Origin of the sequence: Kitasatospora sp. NPDC051984, from assembly GCF_044593455.1 — a bacterium.
In the GTDB taxonomy this organism is placed as follows: domain Bacteria; phylum Actinomycetota; class Actinomycetes; order Streptomycetales; family Streptomycetaceae; genus Kitasatospora.
Genome location: NZ_JBIUCB010000010.1, coordinates 20,297 through 36,028, shown reverse-complemented (window position 1 = coordinate 36,028; position 15,732 = coordinate 20,297). Strand labels below are relative to the sequence as shown.

Below are 15,732 nucleotides of genomic sequence, written 5' to 3'. Positions count from 1 at the left end.
TGGGGCGGGCCGACTGCGCGGCCCCGTCGTGGGTGCAGCGATGGATCCGTTGCCAGGGCAAGCCGTTGGCAAGGAACCTCAGGTGCTTTTGCCGCGTGGTTGTTGACCAGCGCGGCCACCTGCATCCCCCCAAGCCCGCGTCGGGGCGGGAGGAAGTCTTGTCAGGCACTGGTCGGGACGACGTCCCGTGCCTTCGGGGCCGCGGCCCTCACCAGCGCGGTGAGTCGCTCGTCGCCCGAGACGGCGGCGGTGGTGCCGACCTCGAACCAGATCCGTTTGCCAGCGGGGTCCGGCTCGGCGCCCCAGTTCGTCGCGAGCGCTGCCACCAGGAACAGCCCTCGCCCGTCGGTGGCGTCGAGATCGATCCCGCCGGCAGCCGGAAGGTCGTGGCCGATGTCCGTCACCTCAACGCGCAGCCGTTCACCGTCCCAGGACACGCACACGACGCACGGGGCGTGGGTGTGGGACACGGCGTTGGTGATCAGCTCGCTGGACAGCAACTCGACATCGCGGAGCGCGTCCTCCGCGAGCGGCAGGCCCCAACCGCGTACGGCCCGTATTACCCGCCGCCGGGCGTTCGGCACGGCCTCGGCACTGGGCAGCACGCGAAAGCCGAACGGGGCGGGGGCAGTGGCCTGCCGGGTGGCGACGGACATGAGCGCGGACCTTTCACCGGGACGAGGTCGGCAGCGGGCCGATTCGCGCCGGGATTCACCCGGCAGGTATCTACAGAACCGCCTCCAACACCGGTGAACCAGAGCAGAATTGAGGCGGCAACGAGGCATCCGTGCTGCAAACCCGGGCATGACCTGGCCTGTTACGGCTGCAGACGAACTGACGTACCTCTGGAGGACGCGGGATGGCATCCAGGAGGTCCCGGCTGATCCAGCGCAGGGAGGCGGTTGGCCATACCCAGGAATCCCTGGCTGAAGCCCTCGATGTGGACCGTACGACCGTGGGGCGATGGGAGAGCGGCAGGGGCGCCCCACAGCCCTGGATGCGGCCGAAGCTCGCCCGCGTCCTGAAACTCTCGGTCGACCAGTTGGCCGACCTGCTGACAGCACCCCCGGCAGCCGCCGAAGCAGTTCCACCGCCCAGCAGCGGCGGCGAGGCTTCGCCTCCTGTGCCTGCCCAGCGCACGGACCACGACAACGATCTCGTAGTGGCCATGGCAGCCGACTCGGCAGAGTCCGCACTCTTCCTTCGCTTCGCGAGCGCGTCCAACGTGGACGACACGCTGCTTGAACAGATCGACGCGGACATCGCGAGGCTCGCAGGGGACTACGTGAGCAAGCCGGTATCCGAGCTCTTCAACGACATCGGAGCCCTCCGGCGAGGAGTGTTCGACTTACTCCGAGGCCGCCAACACCCCTACCAGACAAGCCATCTCTACCTGCAGGCCGGACGCCTCTGTGGCCTGGCTACCCATGTCGCCCTCGACCTCGGCCAGTACGCAGCTGCGGCTACGCATTCGCGAACGGCCTGGCGCTGCGCGGAGTCAGCCGGCCACAACGGTCTCCGGGCCTGGATCCGATCCGTCCAGTCCCTGATCGCCTACTGGCAGCAGGACTACCACCAGGCCGCCGAGCTGGCCAGAGCCGGACTGCCGTACGCGGACAGCGGGACGATCGCAGGACGCCTGCTCAGCCTTGAAGCACGGGCCACCGCCGCGCTCGGCGACAGCGCGAGCGCGCTACGAGCCGTGGAAGCTGCCGAGGCGGCGCGGAGCACAGTAGCCGCTGTGGATCTTCCCGGCGTATTCACGTTTCCCGAGGCCAAGCAGTGGACCTACGCCGGCACCGCCCTCCTCGCCCTGGGCAGCCAGCGCCACGTGAACCGCGCTATCGAGGCGTCCTCCCGGGCCATCGCCTTGTACGAGTCCGCACCGCAGCAGGAACAGTCCTCCGGCGACCTGCTGGCTGCCCGCCTCGACCTCGCCAACGCCCACCTCGCCCACGGTGACCTCGACGGTCTGCAAGAGAAGCTCTCAGTGGTGCTGGGCGCCGCACCGGACCGGCGAACAGCGAGCATCTCCAGCCGCCTTCGGGCGCTGAGCACTCGTCTCGCCGAGCCTGCCTATGCGGGCTCCCCGATTGTCCTGAGTCTCCGTGAGAATGTCAGAGAAGCCTGCTCTCGACCCGCACTCACGAACCCTCCGGAGCTGCCCCAGTGACGAGCAACACCGCACAGCAGGACGCCGCAGTCGCCGACAAGACGATCCTCGCGAACAGCGCCTATGCCGACGGACGCCACCTGGCCGCCCGCCAGTCGATCTACCGGTGGCAGCAGCCGCAGTACGACCTGCCCGGGATCGTCGTCGAGGAGCTGGTCGGCACAAGCGGGATCGTCCTCGACGTCGGCTGCGGCAACGGCAAGTTCGTCGGCCGTCTGCACAAGGACCGGCCGGACCTGCAGGTCGTCGGGATGGACATCTCGGCGGGCATTCTCGCTGACGTCGAGAAGCCGGTCTTGGTGGCCGATGCCCAAGTCCTGCCGTTCTCCGACAACAGCGCCGACGCTGTGTTGGCGCTGCACATGCTGTACCACGTCAGCGATATCGAGGCCACGATCAGGGAACTGGCCCGCGTCCTCCGGCCCGGTGGCGTCCTAATCGCCTCGACTAACAGTGACACCGACAAGCAGGAGCTGGACCAGCTGTGGGCCAGGGCTGCGGGAGACGTCCTCGGGATCCCCGAGGGGCCAGCGAGGGTCTCCCTCAGCTCCCGCTTCTCCTTGGAGAATGCCCCGCGCTACCTTCGGGCAGCGTTCACGGAGATTCAAGTACGGGACCTGCCTGGCACGATCGAGATCACCGACACTGCGCCGATCATTGCCCACCTGGCCTCCTACGAGGCGTGGGCCGACCACTGCGGCGTCCCGTTTCATGAGACCGTCAGCAGGGCTGCCGAGATCGCGGCGGCCTCGATCAAGGCCGAAGGGTCGTTCAAGATCACCTGCCGAGGGGGAATCCTCATTGGTCAGCCGTAGAGTGGACGCATAGGGGTGAAACTTTTCCTCTTGGTCTGTAGCTGTGGCCTGGCGCTATATTGATGTTCCCAACTGTCATTTCCGTCGTCATGCAGATGACTTCGATCTCCCGAGCAGAGGTGCGGAACTGTGAACAGAGATAGATTCGAGCTGGCGCTTACTAGGCTCGGACCTGAGGACGGTGTGCTATTTGAGCAGCTGGCGTCAGCATTTGCTGCGCTGGAGTATGGGAACCTCCGGACGATGGCGTCTTTCGGTGGGGACGGCGGTAGGGATGCGATCCTCTATACGCCTGATGACGATGATGGCGTAGTATTCCAATACTCGGTCACCGTTGACTTCTCTGGCAAGATCCTGCGAACTGCAAAACGGCTCCAGAAGACCGTTCCAGAAGCACGTGAGATCATCTATCTCACCAGCCAGGTAGTTGGACCAAAGGGTGATGAAGTCAAGAAGAGGGTCCGGAAAGAATATCGACTCTCGGTTGATATCCGGGATCGCTCATGGTTCCTGGATAGAGTCAACCTCCATGCGCAGTCCCAGCAAGCCGCTGAATCGCTGGCTAGGATAAAGGTCGATCCGCTGATTTCCCGGATCGAGAGTGGAGCACCTGGTGTCCTGCCTGGTCTTACGCGCGAAGAAGAGGCAGAGGCTGCTTTTTTCCTTGAGGTCAACTATGGCAACGAGGATAGAAAGAAGGGTCTGACTAAGGCAAGCTTCGACTCGCTGGTTCGAGCTGCGCTACGTGGCACTGACTCGCAGAATAGAATTCCGAGATCCGAAGTTATATCGAAGGTCTCTCGGATGCTGCCTGGTGGACGCGACTACGCACCCCTCGTGAACTCGTCGCTTGCTCGCCTCAATAAGTCCGCGATACGCCACTGGCGGCCGACTGACGAGTTCTGCCTGTCTCACGATGAGGCTGAAAAGGTCAAGGATCGTGCTGCGCACTTGCTGCTGCTGCAGGAAGAGTTCAGATTCGAGCTGCTTCAGTTCGTTACGGCGGCCGAAGAGTTTCTTGGTCAGAAATTCTCGGCGGCTGATCAAAATCTAGCGGTTGAGATTGCCGAACATGCTCTCGATAAGATGCTCCTGGATCGAGGTAGAGCTTTTGCAGAGGCGGTCGCAGTGGACCGCGTATCTGACTATCAGTCTGAAAGTATTTCTCCGCTCATCGAGACCGCCATCACCAGCCTGGGGAGGAATCCCGCCCGGAAGGTCCGCGAAGCAGCTGCTTATGCCGTCGGGCTGATCTTTACTGCGCCATCAAATGGCGTGTCGGAATATCTGCATGGAAAGATGGAGTCACACACCCTCTTTGCCCTTCTTCAAGCCACGCCCGACGTTCAAAAGACGGTGGTGAAGCTATTCAGTGGTGGGCTTATTTGGCTTGATTCAAATCTGCTTCTCCCGGTGCTAGCGGAGGAGCTGGCAGAGGAGGAGTCTCGTAGCTTCACGAATCTTCTTCATGTGGCCCGAGACTGTGGAATTTCACTTCGAGTGACATCGGGAGTCACGGAAGAGCTTTCCATGCACATGCGCCGCTCGCTGGCCTACGCGCGAGTGGCACAGCAAGGCGGTGTCTGGGACGGAGATGTTCCATTCCTGGCAGCTGCGCATTTGGCTGCAGGCCGTCCTCTCGCCTCGCTTGGGGGGTGGCTGGAGAACTTTCGCGGCGCTGACCAGCCAATGGAGGATGTCGCAGAGTACCTCGAAGATGAGCATGGAATTCGACTCCAGGACTTGAAAGAAGAGGCTGAGCGCGCCGATATTGCTCTTCGGGGTGCCGTGCAGGAGATCTGGTATGAGTCGAAATCGCGTAGAGCCAAAAGATTTTCGCAAGAAACGGTGCAAACTCTAGTTAATCACGATGTTGAGTGTTATCTCGGTGTCGTCGTTCGGCGGAGAAGTGAGAATAGGAGCCCTCTTGGGTTTAATTCCTGGTGGCTCACTCTAGATTCCACGGCGTTCAAAGTTCACTCCATGCTTCGGGATCGGATCTCGGGAGAGGTTCCATCCCCTCCAGTAATGAGCCCTGACTTCCTTTTGAGATATCTTGAGATTGGCCCGCTGCGGGCGGAGGTGTCTAATAGCTCCAGGGCAAAACTTCCGGTGCTGCTGGATATTTCGTTCCTTGAGGGCGTGTCCCCGCAAATGATGGGTATCGTGGATGCCATTCGCCAGGAAAATGCTGCACTTCCCCAACGTGTGCTCCGGCGAAAGATCAGGGACACAATGAATAAGCTCAAGGCGGAGCGCGGCAGGATCTCAGAGGGCGGCGTAGCGCTTGTTGAGCAAGAGGTCTTGGACAGCATACGAGCCTGAGCCATTACGCCCCTGTCTGGCCGCATAGCCGCGGAGTTGTTGGTGATAGGAGCTGACGCTGCTGATAGCGGCGTGAGTGATGCGTGAGCGGATGGGATAGCAGGAGCCAAACCGAGGTGGATCGCCTAGCCTCCCGCGTGGCGCTGACCTGCAGGTTCAGCGCCACGCGGCATTAGGCGTCACGCCCCGTCATGATCCGGGTTCGTCTTGTAAAGCGGGGGTCGTCGGTTCGAACCCGACAGGGGGCTCCGGATGCAGAGGTTGACGGAGGGCCGGTCGCCGGGAGGGATCCCGGGGCCGGTCCTTCGGCGTTGGTGGGGTCAGGCGCTTTCGGTGGCGGCGATGAGGGCGTGGATTTCGGCGATCTGTTTGACGTCCGAGTTGGCGAGGCTGGTCAGGGCGGTGTGCCAGGCGGCGACGGCCTCGCGGGGGCGGCCGAGGTCGCGGAGGATGAGGCCGCGCAGGTGTTCGGTGAGGCCGGTGCCGTAGCCCTCGGAGATGGAGGTGGTCCAGTCGAGGAGTTCGTGGCAGGCCGTCAGGGCTTCGGTGAGGCGGCCCTGCTGGCGGAGGGTGTCGATCCGGCCCTTCGCGCTTTCGATGCGGATGCCCCAGGGGGCGGAGCCGGGCGGGAAGGCGAGGGCGGCGTCGAAGTGGCGGAGGGCGTCGTCGTGGGCGCCGATCTGGAGGTAGGCGAAGCCGATGTTGTTCAGGCCTGCGACCTCGGCGGCGGTCAGGCCGACACTGCGGCCGGCCTCGATGGCGCGACGGTGGTAGGTGATGGCGAGGTGCGGGTCGGTGGCTTCGAGTACGGTGCCGAGGCTGCCGAGGGTGGTGGCCGCGCCGTGGGCGTCACCGTACTCCTGGGCGAGTTCGGCGGCGCGTTCCAGGACGGACCGGGCTTCCTCGGCGCGGCCCAGGGCGAACAGCAGCGTGCCGCGGTTGGAGGTGGCGTTGCGTTCCCGGCATCGGTCGCCGAGTTGTCGCCACAGCGCCTCGCTCTGCTCGACGAGGTCGAGCGCGGACAGGTAGCGGCCCATGTCGAAGTGCGCGCAGGCCAGGTCGCCGAGTGCGTGCGCCTCGGCGGTGTCGGCGCCCGCCTTCCGGGCCACCCGCACGGCGGTGCGGTTGAACTGGGCGAGCTCCGGGTGGCGGCCGCGGGCGCGGAGATAGGGGAAGAGCCCCCGCACCACCGGGAGCAGGTACTCGGCGGCCCACGGTTCGGCGGCGAGCCGGTCCACCAGGACCAGCAGGTTGCCGTACTCGGCGTCTCCGAAGGCCAGCGCGGCGTCCCGGTCGAGTTCGCGGCCGGGGGCGATGGCGGGCAAGTGCCGGTCCGGGTGCTTGGCCGCGTCCAGGGCCAGTGCCACGGCGGACACGGCGCCCAGGTACCACTCGAGCGCCGCGCGGGTGAGCCGGACGCGCTGCTCCGCGTCGGCGGTGAGTTCGCGGGCGTAGTCGCGGACCAGGTCGTGCGGGACGTAGCGGTCGAGTCGCGGTTCCTCGAGGAGAGCGACCTCGGTGAGGCGGTCGAGGGCGGCGGCGGCCTGGGTGGGGGTGAGGTCGAGGACGCCGGCCAGCAGGGGGGCGGTGTATTCGGGGAGGTCGAGGGCGCCGACGGCGAGGAGGGAGTCGGCGGCGCGTCGGTCGGGGCGGCGGGTGGAGTCGCGGAGTGAGTCGTAGGTGAGGGCGAGCGACTGGCGGATGCTCAGGTCGTCGAGTTCGAGTTCGTCGAGGCGGTCGGTGCCTTCTTCCAGCCGGCCGACCAGGCCGCGGACCGGCAGGGTGTGGCGGGCGGCCAGGCGGGCGCCGACGATGCGCAGGGCGAGCGGGAGGCGGCCGCAGAGGTGGACGAGCCGGGTGAGGTCGGCCTGTTCGATGGCGACGACGGTGCGGTCGGCGGTGGCGCGGCCCGCGGTGCGTTCGACCAGGGCGATGCTTTCGCGTTCGGAGAGGGTGTCGAGGCGCAGGTGGAGTGCGCCGTCGAGGGCGAGCATCGGGGTGCGGCCGGTGATCAGTACGGCGCAGCCCGGTCCGGCGGGCAGCAGGGGGCGGACCTGGGCGAGGTCGGCGGCGTCGTCGAGGAGTAGCAGGGTGCGGGTGCCGGAGAGGGTGGTGCGCAGCAGGGCGGCGGCGGTGTCGGGGTCGTCGGGCAGTGCGGACGATTCGATGCCGAGGCCGCGGAGCAGGGCGGTGAGTGCGGGCAGGGTGCCGAGTGGGGTGAGGCCGGGGGTGGCGCCGCGCAGGTTCAGGAACAGTTGTCCGTCGGGGAACTCTTCGCGCAGCGCGTTGGCGCAGGTCAGGGCGAGGGCGGATTTGCCGACGCCGGCCATGCCGCTCAGTACGGCCGTGGCGGGCCGGTCGGTACGGCTCAGCAGGGCGGTGCGCAGGGTGTCGAGCTGGTCCTCGCGGCCGAGGAAGTGGGCGGGCGGGGAGGGGAGTTGGGCCGGTCTGGGGCGGGTGTTGGAGGTTTCGGCGGCGGGGGTCTGCGGGTCGGCGAGGATGCGCCGGTGCACTTCCTGGACGGCGGGGCCGGGTTCGATGCCGAGTTCGTCGACCAGGGTGCGGCGCAGTCGCTGGTACACGGCGAGGGCCTGGGCGCGGCGCCCGGTCAGGTCGAGGGCCTGCATGAGCTGGCCGTGGAAGGCCTCGCGCAGGGGGAGTTCGCCGACCAGGCCGGTGAGTTCGGCGATCAGGCCGTGCGGGCGGCCCTGGCGCAGTTCGGCGTCGAAGCGCCATTCCAGGGCCTGCAGCCGCTTCTCGCGCCACTGTTCGAGTTGGGCGGCGTGGTCGGCGGCCGGTTCGGGGACGTCGGCGAGCGGTTCGCCGCGCCAGAGTTCGAGAGCGGCGGCGGTTTCGGCCAGTACCTGCGGGAGGTCCCCGGCCTGGTGGGCGGCGTGGGCCCGGTGCACGGCCTGTTCGAAGCGGAGGGTGTCCAGCTCGTCGTCGGTGACGTCCAGCCGGTAGCCGCCGGGGACGGCCCGCAGGCGCTGGCCGGGTTCGTCGCGGAGTGCGCGGCGCAGCCGGGCGACCAGGTTGCGCAGTGAGGCTTCGGCGGTGGCGGGGGCGTGGGCGCCCCACAGGGTGTCGATCAGGCGGTCGAGCGAGACCGGCCGGTTGGCGTGCAGCAGCAGGACGGCGAGCAGGACGCGGGCCTTCGGGCCGCGGACCGGGCAGTCCTGCCCGCCGTCCTGCGCCAGCAGACTGCCGAGCAATCCGAACCGCACCCGTGTGCTCCCCGTGCCGCGTGCAGGTCTCCGCCGGCTCCCACCGGTGCACGTGAGGGAGATGTTAGCTGCCGGTTATCGGCCCACCGCAGGCTGTGCTCATCGGAACGCGACCGGGTCGAGGTACTCGGACCGACGACCGAGTCGTGGACCGTCCACCCGCCGGCGGCCGGCCCACGGGCCCGCCGTTTCCCCGGCTGTACCGAGCTGCTCCGGTACCGCAGGGGGTCGACGGAGGGGGGTAGCGCACGGCGGCGACGGGGGGATCGCCGTGCTGGGGGGCGCTGGAGTGGTACCCGCGGGGGGCGGGTACCACTCCGAAGCGCGTTGGCCGACGCTCGGCCTTGCCGGCGTTCAGTGTTGGCCGGTGCTCAGCCTTGCCGGCGTTCAGTGTTGGCCGGCGCTCAGCCTTGTCGGCGTTCAGGAGAGCAGCAGCGGCATGTCCCAGTCGTGCGGGGTGCCGCCGGACGCGTAGGAGTCCAGGGCGAGCGCGACGCCGGCGGCGCCGTCCAGGTAGCCGGAGACGTCGGACGCGAACGGCTTGGCGGTCATGCTGAAGCGCAGGCCGAACGGGGCGTCCGGGTCGAACGAGTCGATCAGCCGGGCGGCGATCAGGTCGCGCCGCTGCTCGATCCGCGGATCGGCGAAGTGTTCGTTCAGGCGGCCCAGTTGGTGCAGGGCGCCGGCCCAGCCGTGGCAGAGCGCGTGGTCGGTCATGCCCCAGTCGTCGAGCGGCCGGGTGAGCAGCCGCTCGACCGAGTCGCGGGCGGTCGCGGTCCAGTCGGGGCGGTCGAGGACCGCGCCGGCGACCTGCAGGGCGCGGGAGACGCCGGGCGCCCCGTAGCACCAGGACGGCCAGCTGGGGGGCTTCCGGTAGGCGTCGGGGCCGGCCAGGTACTCGGTGAGGTCCAGGAAGCCCGGCCAGTACGGGCCGTGTTCGTCGCGCACCGCCCAGCGGACCATCAGCTCGGCGGCGCTCTCCAGCGCCTCCTGGTGGCCGGGCAGCCGGATGCCGTCCCGCCAGGCCAGCGCGAGCAGCATCAGCGGGCCCGGGACGCCGTGCGACAGGCCGAGGTTGAGGTGGCCGTCGGGCAGTAGGTGTTCGGAGCCGATCCGCGGCGCGTCCAGCGCCCACCAGCGCGGGACGCGTACGCCGCGGTGCTCGGTCTCGCCGCGGGCCAGTTCGATCAGGTAGCCGAGGACGGTCTCCAGTTCCTCGCCGCAGGTCTCGGCGCGGGCCAGCAGGTACCGGCCGACGCCGGTCATGCCGCGCACCACCTCGTAGTGGCCGATGGTGGCGAGCGGCCCGTCCGGTACGGCGGGCATCGCGGTGTGCACCAACTGCCGCTGGTAGGCGTCGAGTCGGTGCAGGGCGGTGGTGTAGCCGCCGGTGGCCCGGTTGGCGATCAGTACGGCGAACGCCAGCGCCCCGGGGCCCTTGAAGATCCCGCTGGGGGTGGTCTTCCCGTCGGCGGCGGCCCGGGTGGCGACGGCGAGCCAGCCGTGCGCCCGCGCCGTCCGGTCGGTGCCGGGCCGGGCGCCGCCGCTGAACGCCAGCGACAGGCCCGGGCTGCCGCTGCCGAGCGTCAGTTCCGCCCACACGCCCTCCGCGACCCCGTCGTCGGCGGCCTCGGCGGGGATCCGGGTGGCGGCCATGGTGGCGGCGGGGTCGGCGAGCCTGTCGAGGATCCGGTCGGACATCACCCCGGCCGCTTCGCGCAGTTCGGCCCGGTGTGAGGGCGCGGCGGTGGGTTCGGTGACGGTCATGAGGAGCTCCGGGTGGTGAAGAGAACGGTGGCAGAGCGGAGGCGGCGTGCCGTCATGAGCGGCTCCGGGGACGTCCGGGCGAGGAAGGCCGAAGGCGCGTCGCCGGGCGGCGCAACGGGCCGGCGACGCTTCTGGCCCCGCGCAACTCCTCCGGCTCCGGGTACAACGCCGCCGAATCCCGGTGGCTGACGCCATGTCACTGCGTGCCGCCCGCGTGGGCCCGGCGGCCGAGCAGGGAGCGCGCCGCGCCGCGCAGGACGGCGTAGCCGCGGGCCTCGGCGGCCGGGTCGCTGCCGAACAGCCGGTTGTGACGCATGTGCAGCAGCGACATCAGCGCCTCGTCGCGGTCGGCCTCGGGCGCGGCCAGCAGCAGCCGGCCGAAGGCGCGCGGCGCGGGGGAGTCCGTCCAGAGGGTGGCCAGGGCGGGGACGCCGAGCAGTTCGGCGGCGTGCCGGGCGGCGTCGCCGGGGCGGATCAGCCGGTCGGTGAGGGCGCGGTGGCGCTGGTAGACCTGGTGGTCGGGGCCCTTGCTGAACAGGTGGTCGGCCCAGCCGCACCAGTCCCAGTCGCCGAGCGAGTCCAGCAGCACGGCGTGGCCGACGGCGGCCAGCACCTCGTCCGGCACGGCGGCCGCCCCGGCGCGGCGGGCCTGCAACTGGAGGACCGCGGACTGGCTGTCCGTCAGGAACAGTTCCTCGGCGGCCTGCTGGGCGTCCGGACCGAGGTAGCGGTCGGTCTCCGGCCGGTACACGTCGAGCGCCATGGTGCGCAGCGCGCCGGTGCCGATCAGCTGCCGGACGCGCGCGCCGAGCGCGGGCAGCACCCGGGCGTTCAGGACGGCGGGGTCGCCGTGCAGGCGCAGCCGCAGGTGCGGTTCGGGGTCGCGGTAGCGGAGGAAGAACCAGCGGTCGATGTTGTCGCCGAGGTCGGTGAGCAGCGCGGGCAGGTGGTCGGCGAGCAGCGTCTCGTGCGCGGACGGGTCGGCGTACAGCTTGACGAACAGCCAGTCCTCGCCGGGCAGATGGACGGCGGTCGGGGCGATGCGCAGCGCCGACCTGGCGAGCGGCGGGCGGTCGTCGGCGGCGGGCTCCGGCGCGGGGGCGCGGAACAGCGGGACGACGATCTCGGTGCTGTGGCCGTGGTTCCAGCCGAGGCCGGCGCCGTCCGCGGTGAGGTCCTGGTAGAGCTGGAACCGCGGTTCGGGGGCGGTGAGTTCGGCGCGCAGCAGGTCGGTGTCCCAGGTTTCGCGCAGGTCGATCGGGAACATCCGGTCGTTGCTGGCGATCTGCAGCCGGTCGGGCACCCGGAAGCGTTCGCGCCACTCGCGCAGGCCCTCCGCCCAGGCGGCCGGCCCGGCGGTGCGGGCGGCGTCGCGCAGGCGGCGGCCGGGCAGCCAGCGGCGCGGGGTGGTGAGGACCCGGCCGTAGCGGACGGCGGGCAGGTAGGGCAGCGTGTCCAGGCCCGCCCAGTCCCAGCCGGACCACACCCGGGGGCGGGCGGCGGCCAGCTCGGACAGGAAGCGGGCGACCGGCGGGGCCTGTGCGTCCAGGGCGAGCATGTGCGGGAAGACGGGGACGATCTGGCGGCCGGTCTCCGGGTGCAGCAGGCGCAGCCCGTCCTCGCCGGCGGCGACCAGCAGGGTGCGCCAGTCCAGGCAGTGCGGGTCGCCGCGGTCGGCGGGCACCCCGATCGGCAGGCGGTGCGGCAGCAGCTGCGGCACCTGGACGATGTTCAGCGAGCGCGGGTCGCGCGGGGCCAGCTCGACCTGGACGGGCAGTACTGCGTTCCCGGGGGACCCGGCGGACTCGTCGGGCCCGGCGGCGAGCGCGGCGAGGCCGTCGGTCAGGCCGGCCAGGTCGGCGAACCGGCCGGCGGTGGCGCCGGCCGTCCAGGAGCCGATGTGCGGGCTGCCGAGCAGCAGGAACTCGCCGCGGTCGAGGGCGGCGGTGGAGTCGGCGAGCAGCTGGAAGCAGAGTTCCAGGGTGCGCGGCGGCCGGCTGCTGCCCGGGGTGTGGCCGGCGGCGTCGGCGAGCCGGGCGATGTCGGCGTCGTCCAGTTCCAGGTCGCGGCCGGACATGACGGCCTGCTGGACGAGCTCGGCGACGGCGTTGCGACGGGAGCGGTCGGCGTCGTCGCCGGGCCCGGAGCGCGCGTGCGTGGGCAGCGCGCCGCCGTACTCGGCGGGCAGGCCGAGGCCGCGGTGCGGGTCGGCGAGGTCGCCCAGCGGGACGGCGCTCGCGGTGCCGTAGCGCTCGACGAACCGCTCCCGGTAGTCGCGCATGTGCTCCAGCGTGGTCCATTCGGGCGTGATCGCCCAGATCGCGGCGGCGTACCGGCGCACCTCCTCGCCGATCGCCTCGGGCAGCACCAGGTCGGCGGGCATCCGCAGGTCGACCTGGACGGGCGGCCGCTCCCCGGCCCGGTCGGCCGGGTCGAGCGCCCGGACCTCGTCCAGCAGGGCCCGCCAGGACTCCAGCCCCTCGCCGGGCCGGTCGCGTTCGTGGGCGGCCGCGGCGGCGCGGACGGCGCGCAGCCCCTCGGCCGCGCCCGGCACCACGCCGTCGACGGCGGACTCGATCCTGGTCAGCAGCGCGTCGTCGATCCGGTGCGGGGTCAGCGAGGTGAGCAGGAAACCGTGCTGGACGAGGCCGGCCAGCAGCGCGTCGATCCGCTCGGCGGGCAGCTGCGGGAAGCGCCCGGCCAGGTCGTCCAGCAGCGCCGCGTACCCGACCGGCCGGGCCGCCAGCTCGCGCACCCGGGCCACCAGCGCGTTGTCGCGCACCGAGAGCTCGCGCTCGCCGGTGTGCCGCAGCAGGCGGCCGTCGCGCAGCACGGAGAGGTCGTCCAGCACCACCTCGACCCGGCGGCGGACCTCCGGCACGGCCAGCCAGGCCAGCACCCGGCGGTGCAGCCAGCCGCCGTCCAGGCGCACCCGGACCTGGCCGGCCCCGGCGGGCGAGGACTTCGCGGCGGCCCCGAAGCTCGCCCGGCCGACACCCGCGAACAGGCCGAACGGCGTGGGCCGGCCGCCCGAACGGCGGGCGTAGCGGGTCAGTGTGCGGGCGGCGCTGACAGTCCGTTTCCGGCCGAGCGCGGCCGCGCCGTCGGGCTCGCCGAGACGCTGCAGGCTGAGCGCGAGGCTGCCGCTGGCGACCTCGACGGCCTGCCGCAGCAGCGGGTTCGCGGCCAGCCGGCGCACCCCCGGGACAGGGTCGTCCGGGTCGATCCGGGCCTCGGCACCGGTCCGGGGCGTGCTGGCCATCCGCACCAGCACCGGCTCGCGGATCTCGAACAGGTCCTGCTCAGGTCGCACGTTCGTGGTGTCCCTCACGGTCGGAAACGGCGGGCAACTGCGGCTGCGGGAGACTGCGGAGAACGAAGAACGCGGGGCGGGCCGCAGCCCGCCCCGCGCACGTGGTCTACCGACGTGACGTCAGCAGCACTTCGGGCAGCGGGTGCCGATCGCGTAGCTGCTCGGAGAGGTGAAGGTGCCCTGGCCGAACGCCTGGGTCTCGTCCGAGACCTCCGCGATGCGAAGGTCGAGGTCGAGGTCGCTGTCCTGCTGCACGAGGATCTCGGTACGCATGTTCCCCTCCAGAGGGCTCGTCGGTTCGGCCGCAACGGTGTCCCGGCCGGAGTGCCTGCTGCGAACGGGGGTTCGCTTTCGGCGCCGAGGCCAACCTTTTCCCGGCTTCCCACCATGTGGTGAGTGCCGGACTGGCCAACCTGCCGGCAGACGATCGCCGGGCGCCCGCCGAACGCCGCCGCGACCCCCGCCACCTGCGGTTCGTCGCTGACCGGCCGGTCGGTCGGGCCTGACCGGGCGGGCACGCACGCTGTCCATTTCCGAGGTGTGTGCGGGTAGAGGGGTTTCAGTAGTGAAAACGATGAACACTCCTGCTCCCGGGTGGTGGGAGGGGGAGCGGTGTGGCCGGTGCGACAGGAGTCCATGACCGGTTCGACGAACCTTCACCGTTTTGACTCAAACTTTGCCGCCCGGGGGTGGTATTCGGTCAACCGGCCGTGGATGCCGAGTCCGACCGGCCCTCCGACGCGTCCGCCGCCACCCGGTGCACGAACGTCGCGGTGAGGAACGACACCACCACGCAGACGATCACCAACGGCAGCGAATCCGCCGCCTGATCACCCAGCAGCGCCGCCGCCAGCACCGTGCTCGTCACCGGCAACCGGGTCACCGCCGCAGTGCTCGCCGCCAACCCCGCCGCCAGGCCCGCCGCCACCCCCAGCCCCGGCAACCCGCCCACCGCCACCCCGAGCGCCGCACCCAGCAGCACCGCCGGAAAGATCGGCCCACCCCGCAATGACCCCAGCGCCACCCCCCAGCCCAACCCCTTGAACACCACCAGCGCCAGCAACGCCCCCACCGACCACGCCTGCGGATCCGCCGCCAACTGCCCCAGCGTCGCCTGCCCCGACAGCGCCGCCTCCTCCGGCGACCGGCCCGTCGTCACCGCGTACCCCGTCACACACAGACCCACCAGCACCGCACAGATCACCGTCCGCACCGCCGTGCGCTGCGCCGTGAACGCCGCGAACCGCTGGCCCAGCGTCTGCCCCGCGACCATCAGCACCGCGATCACCATCGCCAGCGGCACCCCCCACAGGAAGTCCGCCGCATCCGGCAGCGCCGCCTTCGGTACCTCCGGCAGCCGCAACGCCCCGATCGTCAGCCCCGTCCAGTGCCCGAATCCGGTGAACACCAGCGCGCCCACCCCCGACGACAGCAGACACGGCAACAGCAGCAAGGTCAGCTGCGGCCCGCCCAGACCCGCCGCCTCGATCATCAGCACCGCCGCCACCAGCGGACTTCCGAAGATCGTCGAGATCGCCGCGGTCGATCCGGCCGCACCCAGCATCGGCACCAGCAACGGACTGGCCTCCGGCCGCGCCCGGCCCACCGCCAGCAGCGCCAGGCCACTGCCCAGCGCCATCAACGGCGCCTCCGGACCCAGCACCGCGCCCAGCGGCAGCGCCGCCAGCGCCGCCAGCACCACCGAGGGCACCTCCACCGGCAGCGTCGGCGGCCCGCCCAGCCCGTGCACCGGCACGTGCCCGCCCCGCCCCGGCATCCGGGTCACGATCGGTGCCAGCAACAGACCCGCCAACGCCAACGCCGGCAACGGCCACCACCACGGCGCCCGCCCGTACCCCAAGGCCTCCGGCGCCGACTCCCACACCCAGTGCTGCAACTCGTGCTCCAGGCTCACGAACCCGAAGGCCGCCAGCGAGACCGGCACACCCACCAGCGCGGACACCAGCAGCAACCGCAGGTAACCGGGACTGCGGAGCAGCTCACGAATCCCGGGTGTCGCCCGCTCTGCCATCTGCGCTCCCCTGCCTCACCCGCACACACCTCCTCCGACCGTCCTGCCGCCCGCCACCCCCGGCCATCCGGGCGCGCCGAACG

9 protein-coding genes are annotated in these 15,732 nt (G+C 70.4%); 3 read left to right on the top strand and 6 right to left on the bottom strand.

Going from position 1 to position 15,732, the window contains the following annotated elements:
- Positions 1 to 161: 161 nt before the first annotated feature.
- Positions 162 to 656, bottom strand: coding sequence for an ATP-binding protein (locus ACIHEI_RS20750; protein ID WP_396607636.1), 495 nt, complete (start codon positions 654 to 656; stop codon positions 162 to 164).
- Between the two features lie 203 nt (positions 657 to 859).
- On the opposite strand from ACIHEI_RS20750, the gene ACIHEI_RS20745 reads away from it, so the two are divergent.
- The 3 genes from ACIHEI_RS20745 to ACIHEI_RS20735 all read left to right on the top strand — a co-directional run bounded on the left by ACIHEI_RS20745 (position 860) and on the right by ACIHEI_RS20735 (position 5,313).
- Positions 860 to 2,173: a helix-turn-helix transcriptional regulator gene (locus ACIHEI_RS20745; RefSeq protein WP_396607635.1), complete on the top strand. Its 1,314-nt coding sequence runs from the start codon at positions 860 to 862 to the stop codon at positions 2,171 to 2,173.
- Positions 2,170 to 2,988, top strand: coding sequence for a class I SAM-dependent methyltransferase (locus ACIHEI_RS20740; RefSeq protein ID WP_396607634.1), 819 nt, complete (start codon positions 2,170 to 2,172; stop codon positions 2,986 to 2,988). Before ACIHEI_RS20745 ends, ACIHEI_RS20740 begins: the two co-directional genes overlap by 4 nt.
- 129 nt (positions 2,989 to 3,117) lie before the next feature.
- On the top strand, positions 3,118 to 5,313 hold the full coding sequence (locus ACIHEI_RS20735; RefSeq protein ID WP_396607633.1) for a hypothetical protein: 2,196 nt from the start codon (positions 3,118 to 3,120) through the stop codon (positions 5,311 to 5,313).
- A gap of 320 nt (positions 5,314 to 5,633) precedes the next feature.
- Here ACIHEI_RS20735 and ACIHEI_RS20730 read toward each other — a convergent pair whose 3' ends face one another.
- The 5 genes from ACIHEI_RS20730 to ACIHEI_RS20710 all read right to left on the bottom strand — a co-directional run bounded on the left by ACIHEI_RS20730 (position 5,634) and on the right by ACIHEI_RS20710 (position 15,649).
- On the bottom strand, positions 5,634 to 8,537 hold the full coding sequence (locus ACIHEI_RS20730; RefSeq protein ID WP_396607632.1) for a BTAD domain-containing putative transcriptional regulator: 2,904 nt from the start codon (positions 8,535 to 8,537) through the stop codon (positions 5,634 to 5,636).
- 420 nt (positions 8,538 to 8,957) lie between these two features.
- On the bottom strand, positions 8,958 to 10,304 hold the full coding sequence (locus tag ACIHEI_RS20725) for a lanthionine synthetase C family protein (protein ID WP_387644004.1): 1,347 nt from the start codon (positions 10,302 to 10,304) through the stop codon (positions 8,958 to 8,960).
- Positions 10,305 to 10,500: 196 nt separating this feature from the next.
- The gene (locus ACIHEI_RS20720) at positions 10,501 to 13,566 is read right to left on the bottom strand and encodes a lantibiotic dehydratase (protein ID WP_396607747.1); all 3,066 of its coding nucleotides are present in this window, start codon (positions 13,564 to 13,566) and stop codon (positions 10,501 to 10,503) included.
- Between the two features lie 171 nt (positions 13,567 to 13,737).
- On the bottom strand, positions 13,738 to 13,890 hold the full coding sequence (gene lanA, locus ACIHEI_RS20715; RefSeq protein WP_392949824.1) for an SCO0268 family class II lanthipeptide: 153 nt from the start codon (positions 13,888 to 13,890) through the stop codon (positions 13,738 to 13,740).
- Positions 13,891 to 14,317: 427 nt separating this feature from the next.
- Positions 14,318 to 15,649 carry a chloride channel protein gene (locus ACIHEI_RS20710; protein ID WP_396607631.1) on the bottom strand — a complete coding sequence of 444 codons (1,332 nt, stop codon included), beginning with the start codon at positions 15,647 to 15,649 and terminating at the stop codon, positions 14,318 to 14,320.
- Positions 15,650 to 15,732: the final 83 nt, after the last annotated feature.

Excerpts from the sequence above, each read along its gene's own strand:
- ACIHEI_RS20750 (WP_396607636.1), bottom strand. The coding sequence starts at position 656 with ATGTCCGTCGCCACCCGGCAGGCCACTGCCCCCGCCCCGTTCGGCTTT.
- ACIHEI_RS20745 (WP_396607635.1), top strand. The coding sequence starts at position 860 with ATGGCATCCAGGAGGTCCCGGCTGATCCAGCGCAGGGAGGCGGTTGGC.
- ACIHEI_RS20725 (WP_387644004.1), bottom strand. The coding sequence starts at position 10,304 with ATGACCGTCACCGAACCCACCGCCGCGCCCTCACACCGGGCCGAACTG.
- ACIHEI_RS20720 (WP_396607747.1), bottom strand. The coding sequence starts at position 13,566 with ATGGCCAGCACGCCCCGGACCGGTGCCGAGGCCCGGATCGACCCGGAC.
- lanA (WP_392949824.1), bottom strand. The coding sequence starts at position 13,890 with ATGCGTACCGAGATCCTCGTGCAGCAGGACAGCGACCTCGACCTCGAC.
- ACIHEI_RS20710 (WP_396607631.1), bottom strand. The coding sequence starts at position 15,649 with ATGGCAGAGCGGGCGACACCCGGGATTCGTGAGCTGCTCCGCAGTCCC.